The 26,075-nt window shown below is 59.8% G+C and carries 24 protein-coding genes and 1 pseudogene; 10 read left to right on the top strand and 15 right to left on the bottom strand.

The features are described from left to right. The first annotated feature begins 116 nt into the window (after positions 1–116). Complete coding sequence (locus tag K7431_RS19330; RefSeq protein WP_012723374.1) at positions 117–935, top strand: shikimate 5-dehydrogenase; 819 nt, start codon at positions 117–119, stop codon at positions 933–935. Between the two features lie 57 nt (positions 936–992). On the opposite strand, the gene K7431_RS19325 is transcribed toward K7431_RS19330, so the two are convergent. Beyond that, complete coding sequence (locus tag K7431_RS19325; protein ID WP_012723375.1) at positions 993–1,646, bottom strand: YceH family protein; 654 nt, start codon at positions 1,644–1,646, stop codon at positions 993–995. A gap of 116 nt (positions 1,647–1,762) precedes the next feature. Between K7431_RS19325 and K7431_RS19320 the strand changes: the two genes are divergently transcribed. Further along, entirely contained in the window at positions 1,763–2,272 is a 510-nt protein-coding gene (locus tag K7431_RS19320; protein ID WP_010211342.1) for a DUF1993 domain-containing protein, read from the top strand. A 58-nt stretch (positions 2,273–2,330) separates the two neighbouring features. Here K7431_RS19320 and K7431_RS19315 read toward each other — a convergent pair whose 3' ends face one another. From K7431_RS19315 to sstT, 3 genes are all read right to left on the bottom strand, one after another. Beyond that, positions 2,331–4,322 (bottom strand): UvrD-helicase domain-containing protein, encoded by a 1,992-nt coding sequence (locus K7431_RS19315; RefSeq protein WP_012723376.1) that lies wholly within the window; start codon positions 4,320–4,322, stop codon positions 2,331–2,333. Continuing rightward, entirely contained in the window at positions 4,319–6,052 is a 1,734-nt protein-coding gene (locus tag K7431_RS19310) for a DEAD/DEAH box helicase (RefSeq protein ID WP_012723377.1), read from the bottom strand. The genes K7431_RS19315 and K7431_RS19310 overlap by 4 nt, the downstream gene beginning before the upstream one ends. A 166-nt stretch (positions 6,053–6,218) precedes the next feature. Then, positions 6,219–7,439, bottom strand: a complete 1,221-nt coding sequence (sstT, locus tag K7431_RS19305) for a serine/threonine transporter SstT (RefSeq protein ID WP_012723378.1) — start codon at positions 7,437–7,439, stop codon at positions 6,219–6,221. 228 nt (positions 7,440–7,667) lie between these two features. Here sstT and K7431_RS19300 point away from each other — a divergent pair, with 228 nt between their 5' ends. Next, positions 7,668–8,822, top strand: coding sequence for an MFS transporter (locus K7431_RS19300; RefSeq protein WP_012723379.1), 1,155 nt, complete (start codon positions 7,668–7,670; stop codon positions 8,820–8,822). Positions 8,823–8,949: 127 nt separating this feature from the next. Here the strand turns inward: K7431_RS19300 and nhaR are convergent, their stop codons facing one another. Continuing rightward, on the bottom strand, positions 8,950–9,852 hold the full coding sequence (nhaR, locus tag K7431_RS19295; RefSeq protein WP_012723380.1) for a transcriptional activator NhaR: 903 nt from the start codon (positions 9,850–9,852) through the stop codon (positions 8,950–8,952). A gap of 134 nt (positions 9,853–9,986) precedes the next feature. On the opposite strand from nhaR, the gene K7431_RS19290 reads away from it, so the two are divergent. Together K7431_RS19290 and K7431_RS19285 are read left to right on the top strand one after the other, a co-directional pair. Continuing rightward, positions 9,987–10,238, top strand: a complete 252-nt coding sequence (locus K7431_RS19290; RefSeq protein WP_012723381.1) for a hypothetical protein — start codon at positions 9,987–9,989, stop codon at positions 10,236–10,238. Positions 10,239–10,266: 28 nt separating this feature from the next. Then, positions 10,267–11,016, top strand: a complete 750-nt coding sequence (locus K7431_RS19285) for a TerC family protein (protein WP_012723382.1) — start codon at positions 10,267–10,269, stop codon at positions 11,014–11,016. A gap of 550 nt (positions 11,017–11,566) precedes the next feature. Here the strand turns inward: K7431_RS19285 and K7431_RS19280 are convergent. Beyond that, positions 11,567–12,268, bottom strand: coding sequence for a hypothetical protein (locus K7431_RS19280; RefSeq protein WP_043205131.1), 702 nt, complete (start codon positions 12,266–12,268; stop codon positions 11,567–11,569). 248 nt (positions 12,269–12,516) lie between these two features. Here K7431_RS19280 and K7431_RS19275 point away from each other — a divergent pair, with 248 nt between their 5' ends. The 4 genes from K7431_RS19275 to K7431_RS19260 all read left to right on the top strand — a co-directional run bounded on the left by K7431_RS19275 (position 12,517) and on the right by K7431_RS19260 (position 16,337). Continuing rightward, a complete protein-coding gene (locus K7431_RS19275; RefSeq protein ID WP_012723384.1) occupies positions 12,517–13,215 on the top strand; it encodes a glutathione S-transferase N-terminal domain-containing protein in 699 nt (232 codons plus the stop codon). Between the two features lie 3 nt (positions 13,216–13,218). Continuing rightward, complete coding sequence (locus K7431_RS19270) at positions 13,219–14,061, top strand: PhzF family phenazine biosynthesis protein (protein WP_012723385.1); 843 nt, start codon at positions 13,219–13,221, stop codon at positions 14,059–14,061. Positions 14,062–14,177: 116 nt separating this feature from the next. Continuing rightward, positions 14,178–15,152, top strand: a complete 975-nt coding sequence (gene hemB / locus K7431_RS19265; RefSeq protein ID WP_012723386.1) for a porphobilinogen synthase — start codon at positions 14,178–14,180, stop codon at positions 15,150–15,152. Between the two features lie 99 nt (positions 15,153–15,251). Continuing rightward, complete coding sequence (locus K7431_RS19260; RefSeq protein WP_012723387.1) at positions 15,252–16,337, top strand: DUF1615 domain-containing protein; 1,086 nt, start codon at positions 15,252–15,254, stop codon at positions 16,335–16,337. A gap of 125 nt (positions 16,338–16,462) precedes the next feature. Here the strand turns inward: K7431_RS19260 and K7431_RS19255 are convergent, their stop codons facing one another. The 4 genes from K7431_RS19255 to K7431_RS19240 form a co-directional block, all read right to left on the bottom strand. Next, positions 16,463–17,317, bottom strand: a complete 855-nt coding sequence (locus K7431_RS19255) for a DUF4349 domain-containing protein (protein WP_012723388.1) — start codon at positions 17,315–17,317, stop codon at positions 16,463–16,465. Positions 17,318–17,598: 281 nt separating this feature from the next. Next, positions 17,599–18,780 carry an acetyl-CoA C-acetyltransferase gene (locus tag K7431_RS19250; RefSeq protein ID WP_012723389.1) on the bottom strand — a complete coding sequence of 394 codons (1,182 nt, stop codon included), beginning with the start codon at positions 18,778–18,780 and terminating at the stop codon, positions 17,599–17,601. A gap of 11 nt (positions 18,781–18,791) precedes the next feature. After that, entirely contained in the window at positions 18,792–19,451 is a 660-nt protein-coding gene (locus K7431_RS19245) for a CoA transferase subunit B (RefSeq protein ID WP_012723390.1), read from the bottom strand. A 34-nt stretch (positions 19,452–19,485) separates the two neighbouring features. Next, positions 19,486–20,184 (bottom strand): CoA transferase subunit A, encoded by a 699-nt coding sequence (locus K7431_RS19240; protein ID WP_010211319.1) that lies wholly within the window; start codon positions 20,182–20,184, stop codon positions 19,486–19,488. A 134-nt stretch (positions 20,185–20,318) separates the two neighbouring features. Here K7431_RS19240 and K7431_RS19235 point away from each other — a divergent pair, with 134 nt between their 5' ends. After that, a complete protein-coding gene (locus K7431_RS19235) occupies positions 20,319–21,218 on the top strand; it encodes a LysR family transcriptional regulator (RefSeq protein WP_012723391.1) in 900 nt (299 codons plus the stop codon). Positions 21,219–21,318: 100 nt separating this feature from the next. On the opposite strand, the gene K7431_RS19230 is transcribed toward K7431_RS19235, so the two are convergent. The 5 genes and pseudogenes from K7431_RS19230 to K7431_RS19210 all read right to left on the bottom strand — a co-directional run. Continuing rightward, positions 21,319–21,648 (bottom strand): hypothetical protein, encoded by a 330-nt coding sequence (locus K7431_RS19230; protein WP_012723392.1) that lies wholly within the window; start codon positions 21,646–21,648, stop codon positions 21,319–21,321. Positions 21,649–22,153: 505 nt separating this feature from the next. Beyond that, a complete protein-coding gene (locus K7431_RS19225) occupies positions 22,154–22,999 on the bottom strand; it encodes an NAD-dependent protein deacetylase (protein ID WP_012723393.1) in 846 nt (281 codons plus the stop codon). An 8-nt stretch (positions 23,000–23,007) separates the two neighbouring features. Next, on the bottom strand, positions 23,008–23,448 hold the full coding sequence (locus K7431_RS19220) for a CBS domain-containing protein (protein WP_012723394.1): 441 nt from the start codon (positions 23,446–23,448) through the stop codon (positions 23,008–23,010). Between the two features lie 131 nt (positions 23,449–23,579). Continuing rightward, the gene (locus K7431_RS19215; RefSeq protein ID WP_012723395.1) at positions 23,580–25,529 is read right to left on the bottom strand and encodes a DNA topoisomerase III; all 1,950 of its coding nucleotides are present in this window, start codon (positions 25,527–25,529) and stop codon (positions 23,580–23,582) included. 167 nt (positions 25,530–25,696) lie between these two features. Continuing rightward, positions 25,697–26,075, bottom strand: a pseudogene (locus tag K7431_RS19210) (IS481 family transposase); the annotation flags it as partial.

Raw genomic sequence — 26,075 nt, 5'->3', positions numbered from 1 at the left:
ACTCAAGTAATGTCGCGGGGATACTTTTAAGACAACGTATTTCTGAAAAACAGCACAGCCGCTAGGTAAAGGTTGTGTAAGGTCTGTACCGATTTGCTTACTCAAAGGAGTTACCCATGCAGATGCACCCCAACAAGGACACTCGGCTGTGCATGTCACTGTCGGCGCGCCCTGGTAATTTCGGCCTGCGTTTTCATAACCATCTGTACGAACAGCTGGGTCTGAACTTCTACTATAAAGCCTTCAGCAGCCAGGATTTGCCCGGCGCGATCGGTGGTATCCGGGCGCTGGGCGTACGCGGCTGCGGGGTGTCCATGCCGTTCAAGGAGGCCGCCATTGCCTTAGTGGACGAACTCGACGATTCGGTTCAAGCCATCGATTCCCTGAACACCATCGTCAACACCGATGGGCACCTCAAGGCCTACAACACCGACTACATCGCCATCGAGCAGTTGCTGAAAAAGCACGCGGTGCCGAAGGACTACACGTTTGCCCTGCATGGCAGCGGTGGCATGGCCAAGGCCGTGGCCAGTGCCTTGCGCGACGGTGGTTACGCCAATGGCGTCATCGTCGCGCGCAACGAGACGGCGGGCCGGGCGTTGGCAAAGCATTTGGGTTATGAGTGGCAAGCCGAACTGGGGGACTTGCGCCCGCAGGTGCTGATCAACGTCACGCCCATCGGCATGACCGGCGGGCCCGAAGCGCAGGCGTTGGCATTTGAGGCGAATGCTATCGACGCGGCCGACACCCTTTTCGATGTCGTGGCGATCCCCTCCGAAACGCCGCTGATCGTGCGCGGGCGCGCCAAGGGCAAGCGAGTGATCACGGGGTTGGAAGTGATAGCAATCCAGGCGTTGGAGCAGTTTGTGCTTTACACCGGGGTACGACCGACGCAGGAGCAGTTCGAAAAAGCCGTGGCATTCGCCCGAACCTAAAGAGCACTGAAAATCAACTGTGGGAGGGGGCAGGCTCCCTCCCATATTTTTTCCGCGTTACAGCGGCTCCAATTTGGCCAGCCGCTCTTCCAGCAGTGCAATCCGCGCTTCCAGTTCTTCGATGCGTTCCACAGACACGCCACTGCCAGCCCCGCGCTCCACCGGACTCCCGCGTGCCGCGATAATCACCTCGATATCCGCCGGGTCCCCCAGCGCATGGGTATAACGATCTTCCCGCTGCCCCGCCTGACGCGGCACCAGTAACGCCAGCCCCCGTGCAATCAGGCGCTCCAGTTGGTGCACCACCTGCTCGGCATCTTCGAAGTCGTGCATGCGCCCGCTGCGGGTCAGCAGTTCATTGACGGTCTGCGGCCCGCGCAAAAACAGCAGCCCGGTCAGGATCACCTGGGCCGGCACCAGTTCCAGCGCCTTGTCCACGCGATGCTCCCAGCGGTCGGCACGGCTGCCCATGACCAAGCGGGTAAAGCCTTGGCCTTCGAGCACACGCAGGCTCTGGCCGACCTGGCCCTGACTGAGGTTCATCACCGGCTCGCGGCTGGTTTTCTGGTTGCAGGCCAGCACCAGGGCGTTGAGGGTCAAGGGGTAGGTTTCCGGGTTGGTTGCCTGTTTTTCGATCAGGCAGCCCAGGATGCGGATTTCCGTGCTGTTGAGGCGCGGCTCAGGCGTGTCGGTGTCGTGCTCGGCGGTCATCGCGCTTTCCCTATGCTGTGAAGGTCCTTAGCCTAATCCCGAAAAAATAAAAGACAAGCGGCGAGCATGTCTATAATCGCCGCTGGTTCAAACCGTGCCATAACCATGAGACTGCCATGACTATTTCCCTGTACGCCGCCTCCATCCCGGTCTTCAAGCAAATGCTCACCGCCCTGAGCGGCGTGTTGACCAAGGCTGAAGCCCACGCCACCGCCAAGAACATCGAGCCGAACGCGCTGCTGCAAGCACGCCTGTTCCCGGACATGTTCCAACTGGTGCGCCAGGTGCAGATCGCCGTCGACTTCGCCAAGGGCGTTTCCGCACGCCTGGCCGAGATCGAAGTGCCGAAATATGAAGACACCGAAGTTACCTTCGCCGACCTGCAGGCGCTGATCGCCAAGGTGCTGGCGTTTGTCGATACCATCAAGCCAGAGCAGATCGACGGCAAGGAAGGCATCGAGATCATCACCCGTCCCGGCACGCCGAAAGAGAAGCGCTTCAGCGGCCAGTCCTACCTGCTGACCTACGGCCTGCCGCAGTTCTTCTTCCACGTCACCACGGCTTACGCCTTGCTGCGCCATAACGGTGTGGAAGTGGGCAAGCGCGATTACATGGGCGCTTTCTAAGCCCAGTAATCGGGAAAACGCCCGGGGCCGTTCTTCGCCGAATGACCCTGGGCGTTTTTTATTCCATCCCCGTGTGGACAAACACCCCGGCAATTTTCTCCGGCAGCGGGGTAGACGAGACCAGCACAAGCCGCTGGCCTGCGCGAGTCATTGCCATGTAGAGCTTGCGAGCATTCTGTTCAAGCTCGTCCGCCGTGATGCCAACCTTCTGCTCGATAATCCTGAGCAATTTTTCCAGCCCAACTAGAAACACGACGGTAGCTTCCAGCCCGGTTGCACTTTCAACTGTCGCGATTCGCAGTGTTTCATCATGACCAGGTATGACGTCTGGATCATTCATATCCCAGATTCGCTCAGCGCCGAAACGCTTCTTCAGCGTTTTCATTAACAGCGCTTTGTCTATGCCCTTGCCATACAGCAGCAACATCGCCGACAGCGGTAATTCATAGCTGTCCCGATGCGCTGTAATTTCATTGCAGGTCTGTACAACGGAATCCTGGGGAGAGGGCGACTTAACAAACAGCGGCGGTGTGCCTGCTTCCATACCGTCGAAGTCTGGTTGTAGATACTCGTCCGGATCGGTCTGTGTAATGCCGGCCAGCATCTGACTGGCCGCGCTCAGTATGGCCTGGGTGGTGCGATACGATTTGCGCAGCTTTTTGGTCTTGCCCGCCACATCCAGGCCGACCCTTTTCCAACTGAGGCGACTCTTCAGAAAGCCCTGATTCGGATCAGCGCATAAAAACAGCGTGCCCTCGGTTTTTTCCAGGGTGAGTTTGATCAGTTGGAACCACGAGGGAGCGAAGAACTGCGCCTCGTCCACCAGAATGTGCTGATAGGCGTCCAGCGTGTCTGGGCGATTGGCCAGGCACAGATCACGGGGGAGGGAGCTCCATAAACGCAGCCCGTGCTGATTGAACAAGGCTTTGGTCACCCGTTCGTACAGTCCCCAGACTTGTTGTCGCTCCTCTTTGCGCAACGCAAAGCCCTGGCCTGCCCTTTCTACCTTGAGATAATCAGGCTCATCGATGACGACGTTGTCGTTGATAAAGTTGAACTCATCAAGCAACTGGTTATTGTCTGGTTTCAGTTCCCGGTATTCCGTGTCGCGAAAATGCTGAATAAGACCTATGGCTTCGGTAGTGAACTTAGGCATCTTCAATGTTTCTTTAAACAGCGACCTCCATTGCCTTGAGATCCAGCTCAGTGCCGTCATGATGGTGAGGTTCTTGGGGATCTCCCCATAGACGCGCTGCAGGCGGTGTTTCAGATCTTTCACGACGGGCACGTTGTGAATCAGCATGAGCACCTGCTGGTCAGGGAATTTCCTGGCCAGGATATAGGCGCGACTGGCAGCAATAAGCGTTTTGCCGCTGCCTGCTACGCCATTGATCAGCCGCACGGAAAAATCACCCGCCATTTCCGTTTGCTCATCCGGAAGGTCCAGGTCGAGCTTGCTCGCCCACTCTTGCTGAGGGTCCAGAAAGTAGCGCAGCGTGCGGGCACTGTTGTCTCGCGAAAAATGACGGCGCGTTGAGCAGAGCCCGGCTATTTCGGCCTCGGAAAAGTAACGGCCCATAATGGTCTGCCGGGTTTCCGAGGACAGCGCTTTGAGCAGCTTGGGCAGTTGTTCTGCACCGGACTCAAGGAACGTCTTCTTCGACATCAGCCGGATTCCCCGACCTTCGCAATGCCGTGACCAAAGGATTTTGCTCTGATCTGAGTCGCAGCCCCACATGACCACCATTTTGCGCATGGCCGGGATACCGGTCTGGGTCTCGAATGTTCCCAGTTTCTCCAGCATCTGACTGAATGCTGTCTGCTCTGCGGTCAAAAACAGCTGGTCCGGGTCCAGCGTATCGTAGGGCAATTCGCACACCATCAGCGCCAGCCACTCAAGCTCACCGCGCTGTAGGAAAAAATCCGGTGCCCAGCGGTCTTGGGTCAGGCACTTGCGGACGACGTAGTCATCCTCAAGTTTCTTGAGTACCCGCTTGCACTGTTGCTGGGAGCCGCTACTGCGCTGCCATTCGGGTATGAACAGCGTCATAGTGGGAAATCTACCTTATGGCATTGGCTGATCAACTGGCGGTATTGCTCGGCCCAGGCCTGTGCGGCTACGCTGGAACAGATGATCCCGTGCTGCAGCTCCGGGCCGATGATGATCAGCTTGGTCATGGCGCGCGTAATGGAAACGTTGAGGCGCTCGGGCTGAAAGAAAAATGTCCCGATTGCGCTGATAAACGCTTCGTCGCCACTGCACAGGGACAGGATCACCAACTCCCGCTCCTGACCCTGCATACGCTCGACGGTGTCCGCCACTATGGTCTTCGCAGCCTCGCTACCGAACTGTTTGGCCAGCGCCTTACGAATGGCTCGACCCTGTGCACGGTAGGGCGTCACGATGCCAATTTCATGGAGTGGCAGCCCCATGTCGTGCGCTTGCTGGCATAACTGGACGACGCAGCGTGCATCTGCCGGGTTGCGGTTCCGCGCTTTTGTGTCCTGCGTCGGGATGAACACTGCACAGTATTGCGGATCAAGCGCCTCGCTGACATCTGCCTGATGAATGGGTGACAGGAGACGGTCCCTGTTGTGGCCGGCAGCGCGTAATTGCCCGCCGTAATACATTTGGCTGGGCCACTGGGTCAGCCAGCGATTCATTCGGTAGGTTTCTTCAAGCATCACCGTGTGATCGGCATCCTGAGCCGTCAGGCGGGCGAACACAGACATGGATTCTTTCGACAGTACCGAGCGAGAAAGCAGTACGGGAGGGAGTTGTTTCTGGTCACCGATGAAAATAAAGCGTTTACCCTTGCGCATTGCCATCAGAGCGAGAGGTACGGTGATCTGACTGGCCTCGTCGAAGATCACCGTGTCGAAATTGTAATTGGACAACGAGGAACACGTTGCAAAAGGCGTGGCGCCAATCACATAACCTTGGCCTGCCTCGGGCATTCCTTCCCATCTGGCCGGTTCGGCTGCCCAATCCACGTGTTTGTCGAGGTCTTCCCGGCGGCCACCGACCTTGAGGGTCGGCACATCGCGCGCAGCAATCTTGCTCAGGGCGTTGTTGATGGCCATGTGTGTATGCGACGTGACGAACACCTGTTCGCCGCGCTCGACCAGCAACTGAGCTATCAGGGCCAGGGCTCTGGTCTTGCCGGTACCGGGTGGACCTTGAATGCAGGCGACCTGTTCAGCACCGAAGGCAAAACCCACGGCCTCGGCTTGTTTCTGGTTGCAACCTTCATTGAGCGCGATCTGCTCGGCGTACTCGAGGTCTGCGTCATGGAAGCCAATATTGGGCGCATCGCCGAGCAAGGGAAGAATCGCGTTATTGCCGTGTACGTCGCTCTCAACATCCTGCAAGGTTTGAATATATTTCGGCGTCAGGTCCATGCCATCAGGGTCCGCGTAGCAAACACCTTCCTGATAGCTCTCCCAGATCAGCATCGCCTGATCCGAACTTAGAAGCCAGCGGTCGTCCTCTTCCTTTTCGAACTTCATGGCTTGGCAGAGCAGCGGGCCTTGGGCATCGCCCAGATGCAGACGCAGCAAGTCACCCGCGCGAAAGCGCGATTCGTTGTCGCCGAGGTAGGCCCACAGTAATTTGGCTGTATCGCCTCGTTCGAGTCGAACGAAGCTCTGTGTCCAGCCCTGTAACACCTTGTCCTTCAAGGGACGTTCCCATACCTCTTGAAGTTTTTGCCAGTTGGCGGCCTGTTCGGCGTATACGAAGTCGTACAGTTTTTGAATCAGTGAGTGCGGTCCGGGCATGGCGGTGAACAATCCTTATCGACCGAGGCATGTGGTGGCAGTGTTACATAATGTTTGTCGTGGTTGCGAGCCGGCACATGGTACGGAAAGCTCCATGATCCACTACAAAAAAAGCCCGGCGCCGTTCTTCATTGAACAGGGCCGGGCTTTTTTTACGCTGGCTGTTTTAAACCGGCTGTTCTTCCTTGCCCAGGCAAGCAGCCGCGGTGAACAACACGTCAGTCGACGAATTGAGCGCGGTTTCCGCCGAATCCTGCAGCACGCCGATGATGAAACCGACAGCCACCACCTGCATGGCAATCTCACTGGGGATGCCAAACAGGCTGCACGCCAGCGGAATCAGTAGCAGCGAACCGCCAGCCACGCCGGAAGCGCCGCAGGCGCAGATGGCCGCGACCACGCTGAGCAGCACGGCAGTCGGCAGGTCGACGGCAATGCCCAAGGTGTGCACGGCCGCCAGGGTCAGCACGGTGATGGTGATCGCGGCACCGGCCATGTTGATGGTGGCGCCGAGCGGGATCGATACCGAGTAGGTGTCTTCATGCAAGCCCAGGCGTTTGCTCAACGCCAGGTTGACCGGGATGTTCGCCGCCGAACTGCGGGTGAAGAACGCGGTGATCCCGCTTTCGCGCAGGCACATCAGCACCAGTGGGTAGGGGTTGCGGCGCAGCTTCCAGAATACGATGGCCGGGTTGATCACCAGTGCCACGAACAGCATGCAGCCGATCAGCACCAGCAGCAGGTGGGCGTAGCCGAGCAGGGCGCCGAAACCGGAGGTGGCCAGGGTCGATGCCACCAGGCCGAAAATGCCCAGCGGCGCAAAGCGGATCACCACGCGCACGATCAGCGTGACGCCGTTGGACAGGTCGTCGAGCACCGTGCGGGTGGTTTCGCCCGCATGGCGAATGGCAACCCCCATACCGATGGCCCAGGCTAGGATGCCGATAAAGTTGGCATTCATCAGCGCGCTGACCGGGTTGTCCACCACGCTCAGCAGCAGGCTTTGCAGCACTTCACCAATGCCGCCCGGCGCGCTGACGGTCGCGTCATGGGTCGCCAGCACCAACGAAGAGGGAAACCACATACTCGCGATCACCGCGACCACGGCCGCGGCGAAGGTGCCCAGCAAGTACAGGAACAGGATCGGCTTGATATGGGTTTCCTGGCCGTGCTTATGGTTGGCGATCGACGCCATCACCAGCACAAATACCAGGATCGGTGCCACGGCCTTGAGCGCCGCGACGAAGACCTTGCCGATAAATCCGGTGGCCTTGGCGGCCTCGGGCAACAGCAAGGCCAACAGGATGCCGGCGATCAAGCCAATGACGATTTGCGTGACCAGGCTGACGCGCGCGAGTCGATGCAGGAGGGAAGGGGCAGCAGTCATAAACACTTGTCTCTAGTTTTTGGAGGCACAGCGGCACAGGCAGAAAGGGCTGTAGGACGCGGATCGCGAAGTCTAGCATGCTGTAGGAAAAGTCCTTGGTGGTGCGGCATCGCGTCACCCAGGAGCCCAAGCTCTCGCAAAATCCTGTTAAGATTGCGTCCTCTCATTTTTCCTATCCTTCAGCGAGCCCTCAGGGCTGTCGTTGATGTCGTCGTTTCTGGAGTTTTCATGTTGTTTCCCATCCTGCTGCTGTCGGCCGCCGGCTTTACCGTGCTGACCACAGAATTCGTCATCGTCGGCCTGCTGCCGTCCATCGCCCGTGACTTGAACGTCAGTGTGTCCCAGGCCGGGCTGCTGGTGACGTTGTTCGCGTTTACCGTGGCGGCCTTTGGTCCGTTTCTCACGGCGTACTGCGCGCGCTTCCCACGCAAGCGGCTGTTTATCAGCATCCTGATCATGTTTGGCGTGGCCAATACGGTGGCGGCGCTGGCACCGAATATCTGGGTGATGGCGCTGGCGCGGTTGATTCCGGCGTTGGGCTTACCGGTGTTCTGGGCCTTGGCCAGTGAAACCGCAGTGGACATCGTCGGCCCTGAATACGCCGGGCGCGCCATCGAAAAGATCGGTTTCGGCATCGTCTGCGCCACGGTGTTCGGCATTCCGGTGGGCACGCTGATTTCCGATATGTTCGGCTGGCGCAGCGCGTTTGCCATCCTTGCGATCGTGGCGGTGGCCAAGGCCTTGCTGCTGTTTATCTACCTGCCGGTGACCCAACCCAAGAACGATCAAGTGACGTTGCGCTCGCAGTTCAAGATCCTGCGCAATCCGTTGATGCAGGGTCATATCCTGCTGTCGATCCTGGTGTTCAGTGGCATGTTCACGGCGTACACCTACCTGGCCGACATCCTTGAACGCCTGGCCGGTTTCGACGGCACGTTGGTGGGCTGGTGCTTGATGGGCTTTGGTGCAGTCGGCTTGATCGGCAATTCCTTGGGCGGGCGCGCGGTGGACCGCCATCCGTTGATTGCGTCCATGGTGTTCTGCGGCTTTATGATCGCCGGCATGGTCGCGCTGGTGCCGGCGATTCACTCCACCGTCGGCCTGGCGGCGGCGATGGCCGTGTGGGGCGTGACCCAGGCGGCGATGTTCCTGGTCAGCCATGTGCGCTTGATGAAGGCCGCGCCCCACGCGCCGGCGTTTGCCGCGTCGCTGAATATCGCCGGGGCCAACCTGGGGATCGGCCTGGGCGCGATGGTCGGTGGCCATGTGATCGACACCCTCGGCCTGGGCAGCCTGGGCTTTGCCGCGTCGGGGTTTATCCTGGTGTCGATCCTGCTCGCATTGTGGCTGATGACCGCGAAATCGATGTCGACCTGTGCCTGACTCATGTGGGCGCGGGCTTGTTGTGGTGAGCAGGCTTGCCCGGCGCTGGGCCGCGAAGCAGCCCTTGGGTCGGCGGTGAACCCGTCGGGGGACAAGCCCCACTCACCGCAGCACGCCCACATTATGCTCAGGGCAGGGTGGTAAACAGCTCCCGTCGAGCGCCCTCGGTAATCGCCACGATGCCAGGGTGCTTGACCTTGCGCTCCACCGAGATCGCGTAGAACGACTCGGTCACGGCCACGGTCTGGCCAATCAGCGCCACGCCGTACTGGCGCACCACTTCATCGGCAATCACGCTGGGGGCGATAAAGATCCCACTGCCGGATTGACCGAATGCCTGCATCAACGCGCTGTCATCGAACTCGCCGATGATCTTCGGTTGAATCTGCTGCTCGGCAAACCAACGCTGCAAACGGCTGCGCACGACGGTTTCCGCACCCGGAATCAACAGCGGTGCGCCGTGCAGGCACTGTGGGAAATCACCACCGTATGCGTCAGCCAGCGCCTGGGTGGCGAAAAAACTGATGCCACATTCGCCTAACTTCTGGCTATAGCCTTTGATGTCGAGGTGGGTGGGCATGGGGCTGTCGGAAATCACCAGGTCCAGGCGCTGGATCGCCAGGTCGGCCAGCAGGCGTTCGAGTTTGTCCTCGCGGCAGGTGATACGGATCGGCTCACTCAATTCCATGGTCGGCGCGATCAGCCGGTAGACGATGGACTTGGGCACCACGTCCGCCACGCCGACACGGAACAGGATCTGCTGCTCATCGGGTTGTGCACGCAGCAGGGCCTCCAGTTCGTTGCCGGTCTGGAACATCTGCTCGGCATAGGGCAGGGCCCGGCGCCCGGCTTCGGTCAGTTCAAGCTGGCGCCCGACCCGCTGAAACAGCGCGATACCAAAGGTCTGCTCGAGCAGGCTGATCTGCCCGCTGATCGTCTGGGGCGTGAGGTTGAGTTGCTCACAGGCGCGCACGATGCTGCCGGTCTTGGCCACCACCCAAAAGTAGTGCAGTTGTCGGTAATTGAGCATGGCGGCCATCACTTCGTAAAAACCGAAGTATACGCGAGAAAAATACGAATTTTCCTGAACTGTTCACCTGCATAGAATGCCTCGCTATCGCGGGGCCACTATTTGGACCCAATGGTTCTAACGAGGAAGACATCATGAAACTCAATTCCCTGGGCACGGCAGCGCTGCTTGCGCTTTCATTGGTGGTGATCAGCGGTTGCGATCAGGTCGAGAAAAGTGCGCAGCAGGTGCTGGGCAAAGCCACCGAGTCGGCCAAGCAAGCGATCGATGACACCCACAAGGCCGCCGAGCAGGCGTTGAGTGAAGCGACAAACGGCCTGATCACGCCACAAAAAAAGGATGATCAGGAAGAAAACGAGTCTGAATCGAACAGCAAAGAAGCCTAACTTCCCCGTACAACGTCAGGACTGACCTATGGATTACCTTTTACAACTGGCTGCCAGCCCCACTGCCTGGATTGCCCTGGCCACCTTGATCGTCATGGAAATCGTGCTGGGCATCGATAACCTGATCTTTATCTCGATCCTCACCAATAAATTGCCGGAGAAGCATCGGGCCAAGGCGCGCCGTATTGGTATCAGCATGGCGTTGATATTGCGCCTGGGCCTGTTGAGCACCATCGCGTTCATCGTGCAACTGACCACGCCGGTGTTCGAAGTGTTCGGCCAGGGCTTCTCGTGGAAAGACATGATCCTGATCGCCGGTGGTTTGTTCCTGGTGTGGAAGGCGACCACCGAGATCCATCACAGCATGGACCCGGAGCCCGAAGAGAAAGCCAGCGTCGGCAATACGGTCGCCATCGGCTTCGCCGCCGCCATCGGGCAGATCCTGCTGCTCGACCTGGTGTTCTCCATCGACAGCATCATCACCGCCGTGGGCATGACCGAGCACCTGCCGATCATGATCATTGCCGTAGTGACCTCGGTGATCGTGATGCTGGTGGCGGCTGAGCCGTTGGCCAAGTTCATCAACGACAACCCGACCGTCGTGATGCTTGCCCTGGGCTTCCTGATCATGATCGGCATGACCCTGATCGCCGAAGGCTTCGGTGCCCATGTGCCTAAAGGCTACGTGTACGCGGCCATGGCGTTCTCCGCAGCGATCGAATGCTTGAACATCGCCCGCCGCAACCGCCACAAACGCTTGCTCGCCGCCCGGCAGTAACAGCAGAAACAGACGGCTCGCTACGCTAACCACGATGTGAAGCGAGCCGCTCTTGATCGTGATCTTGATCTAGCTTTTGATCTCAGGCGGCCCCCCAAATCCCTGTCGGATTACGGGCACACCGAGCGTGAGCGAGGTGCCGAGTGTTGGGGCAAGCGCGTTTTGCTTACTTTTGCGCTTTTCAAAAGTGAGCCGCTGTAAAAGCGGAACCCATAGTGGCCGTTACCTACATAACGGATATGTACCTGGTCTGATCCAACATCCAGGTGAGCTGCCAGGCCGCCAGCGGGAGCAAGCTCCCTCGCCACAGGTCCAGCGCCGTACCTAGAGTGGTGTAGATACCTATGCCCCGATGGTGCTGAATCAGTCACCTGATGAATTGACTGACACACCGCTATCGGGGGCAAGCCCCCTCCCACATTTGGATCGCGGTCTAACCGTTAGATGGCGGTCGTCGGTCAGGCCGCCAGCGGGAGCGAGCTCCCTCGCCACAGGTCAAGCGCCATACCCGTATACCTAAGCTCCCAGAAGCCCAGCCGGCCCTTTGCCGTCAGGATTCCGCGCTGACCTGCGTAGGGTCCGGGCAGCTCTGATCGCCGTTGTTCAAGCCTTGCTTGTAGTTGCGGCTCAGCAGCGAGGCCTTGCCGTTGTGCCACGTCAGCGTCAACACATACAGCGTGTCGTAGTCGCTGCCGGACCAGTCGTGGGTGATGGTGTGTTTTTCCCCCGACGCTTCACTGGCCACCTTGTTGATCAACTCCGGCAGGTAACCGTGGGACCAGGCGGTGTAGATGATGGAGTTGTGGTATTTGTCCTCAACCAGTTCATCGGCGAGGGCACTGGTGTCATTCGCGGAAAACTTGATGTTCACCGGCAGGCCCAACTTGATGGCGCTGGGGCTGATGGTCATCAGGGGGCGAATATAGCTGTAGGAATTGTCTAGCTCGCCTTCCTCGACATTCCGTGTCGGGTTGGCCGCAAAGACGAAATTGGCTTTGCCGAATTTTTCCGGGAGCACCGTGGCCAGGTTCATCGCACGGTTGAGGCCCTGGCAATTGAGTTGGCCCAGGCCACCGGCGGGTTTTTCGCCGTGGCGCAGGAAAACCAGGGTTTGTACCCCATCCACCGGTTCGGCGCTGCTGATGCGCGATTCCAGGGTGAGGCCAACAGCGCCGCCTGCCAGCAGCAGCGGTAACATAATGTATGAATATCGTTTCAGGCGCAGCGCAAGGCACAGAGGCTTGATTGTCATGAGTGTCGAGTCTTCAGTGCATCGAATTAAGGCGGACAAGCCCGGCCCAGTACGCATCCAGCGTCCTGCGGTGTTCCCTGTCGATGTAGCGAGGTGCCTCCATTCACCGGACGAGCGCACTTGAGAGTGCCCATAGGCGTATTGGTTCGCCTGCGAGGGATAATAGCCAGCCGATGTTGCGCATTGATGACCCATGCAGGACACCGTGCGGATGATTATGATGGGGCTTTCTGCCCAGGGATTTCACAATGAACCCGCTTGCCGCTTTCCCGATCAACAGCAAATGGCCGGCTCAACATCCCGAGCGTTTGCAGCTGTACTCGCTGCCCACGCCCAACGGGGTGAAAGTGTCGATCATGCTCGAAGAACTGGGCCTGCCCTATGAGGCGCATAAAGTCAGCTTCGAGACGCAGGACCAGTTGTCTCCCGAGTTCCTTTCCCTGAACCCCAACAACAAAATCCCCGCCATCATTGACCCCAATGGCCCCAGCGGCCAGCCGCTGGCGCTGTTCGAGTCCGGTGCGATCCTGATCTACCTGGCAGAGAAAACCAGCCAACTGCTTTCCGAAGACCCGGCCACCCGCTATGAAACCATCCAGTGGCTGATGTTCCAGATGGGCGGTATCGGCCCGATGTTCGGCCAACTGGGGTTCTTCAACAAATTTGCCGGCAAGGCCTACGAAGACAAGCGCCCTCGCGACCGCTACGCCGCTGAGTCCCGGCGCCTGCTGGACGTCCTGGAAAAACGCCTGCTGGGCCGCACCTGGATCATGGGCGACGCCTACAGCATCGCCGATATCGCCACCTTTCCGTGGGTTCGCAACCTGATCGGCTTCTATGAATCCGGCGACCTGGTGGGCATTGCCGACTTCCCCAATGTACTGCGCGCGCTGGACGGTTTTGTAGCGCGGCCAGCCGTGATCCGTGGCCTTAATATTCCGAGTTGAAACATGCAGACTTTCGATTTCAAACAGCTGGACGTATTCAGCCGCGTGTCGCTCAAAGGCAACCCGCTGGCGGTGGTGTTCGATGCCGACAGCCTGTCCGACCGGCAGATGGCGGATTTTGCCAACTGGACCAACCTCAGCGAAACCACGTTCCTGCTGACCCCCCGCGACCCCAGGGCTGACTATCGGGTGCGAATTTTCACCACCCTGCAGGAACTGCCCTTCGCCGGGCACCCGACGCTCGGCAGTTGCCACGCGTGGCTGCAGGCAGGCGGTATTCCACGCGGCGAGGAGATCATCCAGGAGTGCGAAATCGGCCTGGTGCGTATCCGTCGCCAGGGCGATGAACTGGCGTTTATCGCACCGCCATTATTGCGTTCCGGGCCGGTCGAGGCCGCCGTGATAGAGCGCGTGCGTCAGGCGTTGCACGTGGCGCCCGACGCCATTGTGCGCAGCCAATGGGTCGATAATGGCGCGGGCTGGCTGGCGGTGATGTTGGCCGATCGAAACCAGGTGCTGGACCTGCAACCGGATTACTCGCAACTGCTCGGTTTGGCGGTGGGCGTGATTGCGCCGTGTGACCCCGCTCGCGACGATGTGGACGCGCAGTTCGAAGTGCGTGCCTTTATCGCAGGCGATGGCGCGCAGGAAGACCCGGCCACTGGCAGCTTGAACGCCGGGCTGGCCCAATGGTTGCTCAGCGAGGGCCTGGCGCCCGAGCGCTATGTGGTCAGCCAGGGCACGGCCATAGGACGGGCGGGGCGGATTCACGTTGAGCGCCAGGGCGATGAAATCTGGGTCGGTGGCGCGGTGGCGGTGTGCATCGAAGGGCATGTACGGCTCTAGATCAATAAATTGTTACGGCACACGCAATACACTGTTGGCCCCTTGGCGTTTGTGCTGCCGGGGCCTGGGGCATAAGCTTTCGCCCTAAAGTTTTCTGCCACTTTTTCAGGATATCCATGACCAGCCAGTTCCCCCAAGCCCGTCCACGCCGCCTGCGCCGCTCTCCGGAGCTGCGTGGTTTGTTCCAGGAAAGCGAGTTCACCCTCAACGACCTGGTGCTGCCGATTTTCGTCGAAGAAGACATCGACGACTTCGTGCCCATCACCAGTATGCCGGGCGTGCTGCGTATTCCTGAGAAGAAACTGGCCGGTGAGATCGAGCGCTACGCGCGTGCCGGCATCAAGTCGGTGATGACCTTTGGCGTGTCCCACCACCTGGATGCCAGCGGCAGCGACACCTGGAAAGAGCGCGGCCTGGTTTCGCGCATGTCTTCGATCATCAAGGATGCCGTGCCGGAAATGATCGTGATGTCGGATACCTGCTTCTGCGAATACACCGATCACGGCCACTGTGGCGTGATGCACGGCGCCCATGTCGACAACGATGCGACCTTGGTCAACCTCGGCAAGCAAGCCGTGGCCGCTGCGCGTGCCGGTGCCGACGTCATCGCCCCGTCGGCGGCGATGGACGGCCAGGTCCAGGCGATTCGCCGTGCCCTGGATGACGCGGGCTTCACCCATATCCCCATCATGGCGTATTCCACCAAATTCGCCTCGGCCCTCTACGGCCCGTTCCGCGAAGCCGGCGGCAGTGCGCTCAAGGGCGACCGCAAAAGCTACCAGATGAACCCGATGAACCGCCGCGAAGCCGTGCGCGAATCGCTGCTCGACGAGCAGGAAGGCGCGGATGCGCTGATGGTCAAGCCGGCCGGTGCCTACCTCGACATCATCCGCGACATCCGCGAAGCCTCGCGCCTGCCGGTGGCGGCGTATCAGGTGAGCGGCGAGTACGCGATGATCAAGTTCGGCGCCCAGGCCGGTGCGATTGATGAGGACCGTGTGGTGCGTGAGACCTTGGGCTCGATCAAGCGCGCGGGCGCGGACTTGATCTTCACCTACTTCGCGATGGACCTGGCGTTGGCGGGGATCTAAAGCCACCGCATACTCAAATGTGGGAGGGGGCTTGCTCCCACATTTGCCTGCGTCGTTTGTGGGGTAGTATTTCAATTCCGCCGCCTCAGGAAGCTTTGAATGTCTTCGTCTCGTCTTCCCCTTTTACTCTGTTCGCTACTGGTACTGGCCGGTTGCTCCACCACGCGCAACCCGCAACAGCCGGAGCGTAGCGAGGCCGAGGTGAAGGCGCAGATCGTGCGCTTGCTGCCGGCCAAGGTGTCCGATCGCAATGGTTGGGCCCAAGACATCTACACCGCCTTCGACACCCAGAAAATCTATCCCAGCACGGAAAATATCTGCGCCGTGCTGGCGGTGAGCGAGCAGGAATCTACGTACCAAGTCGACCCGCCCGTGCCGAACATGGGCAAGATAGCCCAGGATGAAATCCTGCGGCGTGCCGGAAAAATCCACGTGCCGGCGTTTGTCGTGCGCAGTGCGCTGCAACTGAGTTCGCCCACCGGCAAGACTTACGCCGACCGCCTGAACGCGGCGCGCACGGAGAAGGACCTGAGTGGCATCTTCGATGACTTCATCAGCATGGTGCCCCTGGGTAATACACTGTTTGGCGGTTTCAACCCGGTGCACACCGCAGGCCCGATGCAGGTGAGTATCGACTTCGCGCAGAAACAGGCACGCGGTTATCCCTACACGGTGGACGGCACTATTCGCCGCGAAGTTTTCACCCGCCGTGGTGGCCTGTACTTCGGCATCGCGCACTTGCTCGGTTACCCGGTGAACTATGACCAGCCGCTGTACCGTTTTGCCGACTTCAATGCCGGTTGGTACGCCAGTCGCAACGCCGCATTCCAGTCCGCCGTCAGCCGTGCCTCGGGTACCGAGTTGGCGCTGGATGGGGATTTGATTCGCTATGGTTCATTGCTCCCCGGCACCACCGAACTGGCGGTGCGCTCATTGGGCGCAAAGCTGGATATGCGCAACCCCAGCATCCGCAGCCAACTGGAGCAGGGTGAGCAACTGGATTTCGAGGACACCACGCTCTACAAGCGCGTGTTTGCCCTGGCTGACAAGGCCGCGGGCAAACCGATGCCACGGGCGATCCTGCCGGGCATCGTGCTCAAGAGCCCCAAGATCACCCGCAACCTCACCACCGCATGGTTCGCCAAGCGCGTGGATGAGCGGTATCAGCGTTGCATGAAACGCTGATCAACTGTGTGGTGAGCGGGCTCCTGTGGTAAGCAGGCTTGCTGTGGTGAGCTGGCTTCCTGTGGTGAGCGGGCTTGCCCCGCGCTGGGGTGCGTAGCGCCCCCCATCAAGTACGATGCGGTCTATCAGGCATCACTCGGCGGCTCACTCTGCGCCTGCTTCGCACCCCAGCGCGGGGCAAGCCCGTTCACCCCAGGACGGCTCCTCACCACAAAGCGTCGCCACAACCACACCCACAACCACACGACCGGAAACGCCAGGATCACGAACGGCAACACATAGCTTGACCGTTCCAGGGCGTCGGCTGTGCCTTCCACCAGGTTGTCGCCCAGGTTGCTGAACATGCGGCTGAAGCGTGACTGCTGATTGGCGCCGTCAGAGGAGCGGAAATTCAGCGTCACACGGTTGGTGTCGAGACGACGTTGCTGGCCGGCGGCAACCTGGGCCAGCTCCTGGAGTTCGTTTTCGATAGCGGCCTGTTCCTTGCTCAAGACGATCAGGTCACTGACGGTGATGTCCTTGCGTTTGGCCAACTCATCCAGGCGTTGTTGTTGGGCTTGCAGGCGGTCCTGGCGGCGGCGTACGTCGGCGACGGCATCGGCCAGGTCCTCGGCGGTGGTTATGCGCTGGCCGAGTTTGCCGCCTTCTGCGGCCATCGCAACGATCGGCTCCACACCGGTCGGCGCAATGCGCAGAATGATCTGGCCGCCGCTGCTGTCTTCGGTGATGCCGAGGATATTGCAGGCACCGAAGCGTGCCGTTTCGCAGGCCTCGCGGGTGGCCTGCATACGAGGGGCGAGCAGGGCGCCGGGCAGGGCCAGGCTCAGCTCGTGCTCGTAGGCCAGTTGTGCCCCGGCCCGGCCCTGTTCGCCGTTGATCACCGTGGCGCGGGAGTGGTCCTTGGGCGAACAGCCTGCAACGGCCAACGCTGCCAGCAGGAGCAACAGGTAGGGTTTTGGTTTGCCGTCCAGGTGGCGCATTGCTGTTCCTTGGGATCAGGGGGGATTTGACGGCGATTAAAGCGGGTCTGGCGGATTAACGCAAAGCATCGTGGGGCAGAAGTGAGTGGCGCGGGCGAGTGCGGTGTTTGTCGTGCCACGCAGTCGCCCGCTCCCATAGATGGACTGCGTTTTTTCAGGAATACCACATGAAGAAAAGGCCTGGTTTTCGTGGAACCAGGCCTTTTCCGTGTTGCTCTTTAGTGCAGGGGGCTGCTGCGCAGCCCAGCGGGAGCAAGCTCCCTCGCCACATGCTCCTTGAATCAGCTGCGTTCTAGGGCCAGGGCCACGCCTTGGCCGCCACCGATGCACAGGGTCGCCAGGCCTTTCTTGGCATCGCGTTTGATCATTTCATGCAGCAGGGTCACCAGTACGCGGCAGCCTGAGGCGCCGATCGGATGGCCGATGGCGATGGCGCCACCGTTGACGTTGACCTTGTCGGTGTCCCATTCCAGCTCTTTGCCCACGGCCAGGGATTGGGCGGCGAAGGCTTCGTTGGCCTCGATCAGGTCCAGGTCGCCCAGGCTCCAACCGGCTTTGTCCAAGCAACGGCGAGTGGCCGAAACCGGACCGATGCCCATGATGGCTGGGTCGACGCCGGCATTGGCGTAGCTGGCGATGCGCGCGAGTACCGGCAGGCCGAGGGCCTTGGCCTTGTCGGCACTCATCAGCAGCACCGCAGCGGCGCCATCGTTGAGGCTGGAGGCATTGCCGGCGGTGACACTGCCGTCTTTCTTGAAGGCCGGTTTCAGCTTGGCCAGGGACTCGGCGGTGGTGCCGGCGCGCGGCTGTTCATCCACGGCGAAGGCCACTGGGTCGCCTTTGCGCTGGGGAATCAGGATCGGTGTGATTTCGTCGGCAAACCGCCCGGCTTCAATGGCGGCGACGGCTTTTTGCTGGGAAGCCGCGGCGAACGCGTCCTGGGCTTCTCGGCTGATGCCGTATTTGTCGACCAGGTTCTCGGCGGTGATGCCCATGTGGTAATCGTTGAACGCATCCCACAGGCCGTCGGTGATCATGCTGTCGATCATCTTGGCGTGGCCCATGCGCAACCCGGTGCGCGCGGCGGGCAGTACGTAGGGGGCCAGGCTCATGTTTTCCATGCCGCCGGCGATGATTACGTCGGCGTCACCGCAACGAATGGCCTGGGCGCCCAGGTGCAGGGCCTTGAGGCCGGAGCCGCAGACTTTGTTCAAGGTCAGGCTGGGCACGGCGTGGGGCAGGCCGGCAAGGATCGAAGCCTGGCGCGCCGGGTTCTGGCCGCTGCCGGCGGTGAGCACCTGGCCGAGGATTACTTCATCCACTTCGGCCGGGTCCAGGCCGGTCTGTTCCAACAAGCGACGGATCACGGCGGCGCCCAGTTCGGGTGCCGGGATAGTCGCCAGCGAACCCTGGAAGCTGCCCACGGCGGTGCGGGTGGCAGCAACAATCACGACGTCTTGCATGGGATCTGTCCTCACTGGAAGTGCATTTCTGGAACGTGGTCCGGGACGATCAGTTTACCGGCGGTCTTGCTCACAATCTCTTCAACGCTGACGCCAGGTGCGCGTTCCTTGAGGACAAAAGCGCCATTTTCGATTTCCAGGTACGCCAGGTCGGTCAGCACACGCTTGATGCAGTTCGCACCGGTCAGCGGCAGGCTGCATTGCCTGAGCAGCTTGGATTCACCGTCCTTGGAGGCGTGGGTCATGATCACGATGATGTTTTCTGCACCGGCCACCAGGTCCATGGCGCCGCCCATGCCTTTGACTAGCTTGCCGGGGATCATCCACGAGGCGATGTTGCCGTGTACGTCGACTTCAAACGCACCGAGCACGGTGAGATCGACGTGGCCGCCACGGATCATTGCAAAGGACTCGGCCGAGGAGAAAATCGACGCACCGATGCGCGCGGTCACGGTCTGTTTGCCGGCATTGATCATGTCGGCATCAATGGTTTCTTCAGTCGGGAACGGTCCCATGCCGAGCAGGCCGTTTTCCGATTGCAGCATGACTTCCATGCCTTCGGGGATGTAGTTGGCGACCAGGGTCGGAATGCCGATGCCCAGGTTCACGTAGAAACCGTCCTGCATTTCGCGGGCGACGCGTTGAGCCATTTGTTCGCGGGTAAGAGCCATTTTATGAGTCCTTATTGTTCGGGCTGGGGGCGGATTATTTGCGCACGGTGCGCTGTTCGATGCGCTTCTCGAACGTGCCGCAGATGATCCGGTCGACGTAGATGCCAGGGGTGTGGATCTGCGCCGGGTCCAGCTCGCCCGGTTCGACGATTTCTTCGACTTCGACCACGGTGATCTTGCCGGCGGTGGCGGCCAGCGGGTTGAAGTTCTGAGCGGTGTGGCGATAGATGACATTGCCGAAGTGGTCGGCTTTCCAGCCTTTGACGATGGCGAAGTCACCGGTGATGGATTCTTCCATCAGGTACGGGCGGCCGTTGAATTCGCGGGTTTCCTTGCCTTCGGCGACCGGGGTGCCTACGCCGGTAGCGGTGAAGAAAGCGGGAATGCCGGCACCGCCTGCGCGCATTTTCTCGGCCAGGGTGCCTTGGGGGGTCAGCACCACTTCGATTTCGCCGCTGAGCAATTGCTTCTCGAACAGTGCGTTTTCGCCGACGTAGGAGGCGATCACCTTGCTGATCTGCTTTTCTTCCAGCAGCACGCCCAGGCCAAAACCGTCGACGCCGCAGTTGTTGGACACCACGGTCAGGTCGCGGGTGCCTTTGCGCTTGATCTCGGCGATGAGGTTTTCCGGAATGCCGCACAGGCCAAAACCACCGGAGAGCACGGTCATGCCGTCTTCCAGGCCTGCCAGCGCTTCTTCATAGGACGCCACGCGTTTATCGAAACCTGCCATATGCACCTCTTTTTCTTGTGTGTGGGCCAGCCAATGAACCGAGTGTTGCTCCGACGGATTGATTTGTTAAGTTGTTTTTTAAGGTTGATTGATTTAGAAAACAGCATAGTCGACCCGCCGCCCGGAGCAACCTCATGACCGTCAAACAGATGCGCGCGTTTCTCGCCGTGGCCCAGAGCCTGAGTTTTGCTGCCGCCTGCGAGCGCCTGCACCTTTCCCAGTCGGCGCTGAGCCTGACCATCAAGGGCCTTGAAGAAGGCCTGGGTGGGCGCCTGTTCAGCCGCAATACGCGCAATGTAGCGCTGACACCCGAAGGCGAATCCCTGCTTCCGCTGGCACGCCGGCTGATTGCCGATTGGGACAACGCCGAGGATGAGCTGCGCCAACGGTTCACGCTGCAGCGTGGGCGAGTCACGGTCGCGGCGATGCCGTCGTTTGCGGGCAACTTGTTACCGCCGATCCTGAAGATATTCCGCGCACGTTACCCGCAGGTGAACGTGACGGTGCATGACTTGATCAACGAGCAGGTGCTGGAGATGGTGCGTGACCGCCAGGTGGAGTTGGGCGTGGCGTTCGAGCCGTCAGAAGGGTCGTCGCTGGCGTTCACGCCGTTGTACCTGGACCGCTTCATCGCTGTGGTGCCCGGTGATTCGCCGTTGGCGGGGTGTGCCGAAATCGATTGGAAGACCTTGCTGGAGCAGCCGTTCATCACCTTGCAACGGCCGTCCACGGTACGGGTGATGCTGGAAGAACACTTGGGCGCTCTAAAGATGAAGCTGCCGGTCGCACTGGAAAGCCATCAATTGGCGACGGTGGGCAAGATGGTTGCCAGCGGGCTTGGCGTCAGCGCGGTACCCGCGTTGTGCGCACGGCAGATGGAAGAGGCGGGTGCTCATTGCATCACTTTGACCGACCCGGTGATCGAGCGACCGATTGGGGTATTGACCAAGCCGGGGCATGAGCTGTCAGCGGCGGCGCAGGCGTTGTTTGATATTTTTCAGGATGAGGCCGCGAAAGGCCGGTTTCCGCTCTGATCACTGCAGGCGCCGGCTGTTGTTGATAACAGAATAACGATGGCAATAAAAAAGTCCGCTCGGCTTACCGGGCGGACTTAATGTGTTAATTAGTTTCTTATCAGCAGTATCTATCAATTACCTTAACGTGCGATTGGCCCTTGAGGTTCTGCCATTCGGTGTTAAGTGTGTGGAAGACTTGCTCGATAAAATTACGATCGGCTGCCGCTTTCTTACCAACATAACCCTGGCCGCGACGGTAAACCTTCAGGCGCGCTGCCAGTTCGCGGTGATTGCGGTCGAACTCGGCCTCTTCGGTATTGGGCTCCAGGCAGTCAAGTTGCACTTCGCCCGATTTGCCAATCCACAGGATATGGTCGTCGAGTGTGTCTTTCTGCGCTGCGAACATCTCAGCCAATTCATCGATAGTTGGTTGGTTGTTCAGATTCATGTGTAAGCCCCTTGACCAGTTGGCGATCTATCAGTTGGTTCGTTAAAACTTCTTTAGTTGTCTCCGGTTGCGAAAACCGGGCGTCAGCAACGGTCTGCCGAATACGGGCAGGGTCTTGAACCTGATGCATGTAGTCTTGCTGATGAGCTGCTACGCAATGCTTTCATAACGAAGACAAGCCGCATTTGAGCGCCTTGTACCGAGCCCTTTGGGCCGGTCAGCTTCATCAATCCGCCTTGTGGGCAGTGCACATCCGGAAAAAACAGCTCGGCGGTCAGACGAGCTTGTTCAAAACGCTGGTTGCCAACGCTCCCGATCCGGGAGACGTCTCGATAATGCAAGGACAAAATCGTTACGTCAACGGTTATGTAGTGATTATTTTTGCTCACTACATAAATTGCTGTGGGGACGGGAGAATGCGGGAAAACGTGACTTGAGCGTCATTTTTTGTGCGGTGGGTCGCGAGACTGAGAGGGCAAACTCAACACCGTTCAATGTGGTTGTGCTAGCCGAGTCGATCGACCAACAACGGCAACAACCGCTCGCACGATGCCTCGATTTTCACCTGCAGCAGTTCATCCCCCCGGGTCTTGCCCAGGTTGATGGCAATCACGGGCTTGCCGTGTTCGACCATCGCTTTGCACAAGCGAAACGCCGAATAGGCCATGAGCGATGACCCTACCACCAGTAACCCCTCGGCATGTCCTACCGCAGCCATCGCCCTGGCCGCTGTCGCCGGCGCGACGTTCTCACCAAAAAACACCACATCCGGCTTCAAGCGCTCGCCATTGCAATGGGGACAGTGGGGGACGTGGAAGTGTTCTTCAAAGGCTGGGTCGAGCAAGGTGTCGCCATCCGGGGCCTGCACGGCATGGACTTGCGCCAGATAGGGATTGTCGATTTCCATCTGCCGCTGGATCACACCGCGCTCGCTGCGCTGTTGGCAGTCCAGGCACAGCACCCAATGCAGGCTGCCGTGCAGTTCGATCACATCGTGGCTGCCGGCCTGATCATGCAGGGTGTCGACGTTTTGTGTGATCAGCCCGCTGATGCGCTCGCGCTGCTGCAAGGTTGCCAACGCCAGGTGTGCCTGGTTCGGTTGCGCAATGCGTACCCTTGGCCACCCCAGCATCGCCCGTGCCCAATAACGGCGACGTGCCTGCGGGGTGGCGAGGAACTCCTGGTACATCATCGGTGCCCGGCCTCGGCTCACGCCTTCGCTGTCGCGGTAATCGGGAATGCCCGACGACGTGCTGATCCCCGCACCGGTCAACACCAGAAAACGCCGTTCGGCCATGGCCCGGTGCAGGGTGTCGAGGTGGTCCTCTTGATGTTCCAGCGTGTCGAGCATGGGGTCCCCTATTCGCCGCGGATGTACTGCTCCAGCTGTTTGATCAGGTCAGCCTGGTCGGCGATGGCTTCTTTGACCAAGTCGCCGATGGACAGCAGGCCCAACAGTTTGCCGTCTTCGACCACCGGCAGGTGACGCAGGTGACTGTCGGTCATGATGTTCATGCACTCATCGACCTTTTTATGGGAGTCGACGGTGATCACCGGAGAACTCATGACTTCATCGACCCGAGTGGTGACCGACGACAGGCCTTTGAGGATGAGTTTACGTGCGTAATCACGTTCGCTGATGATCCCTACCACCACGCCTTCCTTGATGACCGGCAAGGCCCCGACGTTTTTCTCCGACATCCGGACCAGTGCTTCAAACACGGTGTGGTCGTGTTTGATGGTATGGACCTCCTGGTTTTTCTGGTCCTTGCTTTTGAGCACTTGTGCAACGGTTTTCATGGCGGCCACTCCGGTGTTGTTGTTAGTTAGTCAGGGTCCCCTTACAGAATCCTAGACGGCCCACGCCGAGGCAAGGTCCAAAGCGGCGTTAAACCCGTCGAAAAGCGTCATTCGCCGGTTTTTTTCAGTATTCACCCAGCATTTGTCGGCTTTTTTGCCCGCTTGGGGCTGGCTGTCGTCTTGCGTGGCGCGCTCTTGCGTTTGTTTTTCCACGGCGTAGCGCCTCGACCTGCCGGGCTGGCCGGGCCGGTGATGGTCATGCGCATGCCATTGCAGCGCGCCACCTGCTTGCTCATCCAGGCCGCCTGTTTGGCGACGAATTCTTCCAGGCTCATTTCGCCGCTTTGTACCATGTCCAGCGCCTGCTCCCAGATCGCGGTAGTGCCAGGGTCGGCGATGGCGCGGGGCACCGCGTCGATCAGGCTGAACGCCGCCGGTGTCGCCGACAGCGCCTTGCCGTTCTTCACCAGGTAACCTCGGTCGAGCAACCCTTGGATAATCCCGGCGCGGGTGGCTTCGGTGCCGATGCCGGTGGTGTCCTTGAGCTTTTGCTTGAGCAGCGGGTCTTCCACCAGCTTGGCGACGTTTTTCATCGCCTTGATCAGGTCGCCTTCGGTGAAGGGCTTGGGTGGTTGGGTCCAGAGGTCCTTGAGGTTGACCTTGGCCACCGCGTAATCCTGGCCCTGCACCAATGTCGGCAATGCCTGCGGCACAGGCGCTTCACGGCCCTTAGCCGGTGTGAGTGCTTCGGGCAGGGCGCGTTTCCAACCCGGCTCGATCACCACTTTGCCCACCGCACGCAATGCTTGGCCCGCACAGTCGAAATCCGCTTGGGTGCGATCGTATTCATGGTTGGGCAGGAACTGCGCCAGGTAGCGCGCGCGAATCAATGTGTACACCGCACGATGCTTACCGGTCAGTTGCCCAACCTCCTTGCCGGCACCGGTCGGGATGATGCCGTGGTGGGCGCTGACCTTGGCGTCGTTCCACGCCCGCGAGCGACGCTGGGGATCGATATGCGGCATCAATGCGTTTACCGCTGCATCAGCGCGTCCCAGCGCAGCCAGAATTTTCGGCGCTTCGCTGTGCTGACTGACCGGCAGGTAGCCGCAATCGCTGCGGGGGTAGGTGATGACTTTGTGGGTTTCATACAGCGACTGGGCAATATCCAGGGTTTCCTGAGCGCCGAGGCCGAGTTTCTTGGAGCAGATTTCCTGCAGGGTGCCGAGGTCGAAGGGCAGGGGCGCGACCTCACGCATGCGTTCGGTGCGTAGCTTCACCAGTCGCGCCGTGGCGGCATTGGCCATGGCATCGGCGGCGTCACGCGCCAGTTGCGGGTTGAGGCAGCGGCCCTGGTCATCACAGGCCTCCTCGGCCGCGCGCCATTGGGCGGTGAAGGTCATGCGCTCGTGGTGCAGGTCGACATCGATGGCCCAGTAAGCCACCGGCACGAAATCCGCAATGCTGCGGTCGCGGTCCACCACCAGGCGCAGGGTCGGCGTTTGCACCCGACCTACGGGCAATACGCCCTGGTAACCGGACTGGCGCCCGAGCAGCGTGAACAGGCGGCTCATGTTCATGCCGATCAACCAGTCGGCGCGGGAGCGGCCCAGGGCCGAGTGATACAGGCTGAAGGTCTCGGCGCCGGGTTTGAGGGCCGCCAGGGCCTTGCGAATCGAGGCATCGTCGAGCGCCGACAGCCACAGCCGCTGGATCGGCCCGCGATAGCGGCAATGCTCCACCAACTCGCGCGCGATCATCTCGCCTTCACGGTCGGCGTCGGTGGCGATCACCAATTCCTGCGCTTCGCCCAGCAGTCGCTTGACCACCTTGAATTGGCTGGCGGTCTTGGGTTTGACCAGCATCTTCCATTTTTCCGGGACGATGGGCAGGTCGGCCAGCACCCAGCGTTTGTACTTGGCATCGTACGCATCGGGCGGGGCGGTTTCCAACAGGTGGCCGATGCACCAGGTGACTGTGATCCCATTGCCCAGCCAGCAACCGTCGCCCCGGCGGCTGGCGCCGAGCACGGCCGCAATATCCTTGGCCTGGGAGGGTTTTTCACAGAGGTACAGCCGCATGGTCATCACATCAGATGGGGTTGATGCCTTGCAGGATGCTTAGTCTGAGGGATTTGAGCAACTGTTATCTGTATGGATGTACAGCAATTTATGTAGGCGCTGGGGAATAAATGTGGGAGGGGTGTAGAACCGTAGACATCGTTTACATCTGAAACCGGGGACATCGTTTACACATTTGAGGCTTGGACGCGGGTCATACCTCGTCCAAGCCTCCCCAAGGGATAATCACACAGGTACAAATCCCAGACATCATCCTCAGCTTCTTTGAGCCCTATCCTTTCCCCGGATAATGCCTCGCTGACAAATACCAACTTGCCATTCCACTTGATCGATCCATCCTGCCTGACACTTCGAACCCGCATTTCTGCCGGATACTCCACATCGGGTAAGCATCCTGGATAAAGTCGGGTAGACGGCATATACACATCTCCCGGACGTTTCATACCAAGCGCTTCATGAGGGCGTACGTAATTGAACTCATGTTTGAAATGCTCCAGCAAAAGCTGCTGCTCAACCAAATTGCTCCCTAGCGGTAGCTCAAGTTTC

It is taken from the genome of Pseudomonas fluorescens group sp. (assembly GCF_020093335.1).
Lineage (GTDB): Bacteria > Pseudomonadota > Gammaproteobacteria > Pseudomonadales > Pseudomonadaceae > Aquipseudomonas > Aquipseudomonas petroselini.
This window is presented reverse-complemented; position numbering and strand designations above follow the sequence as displayed.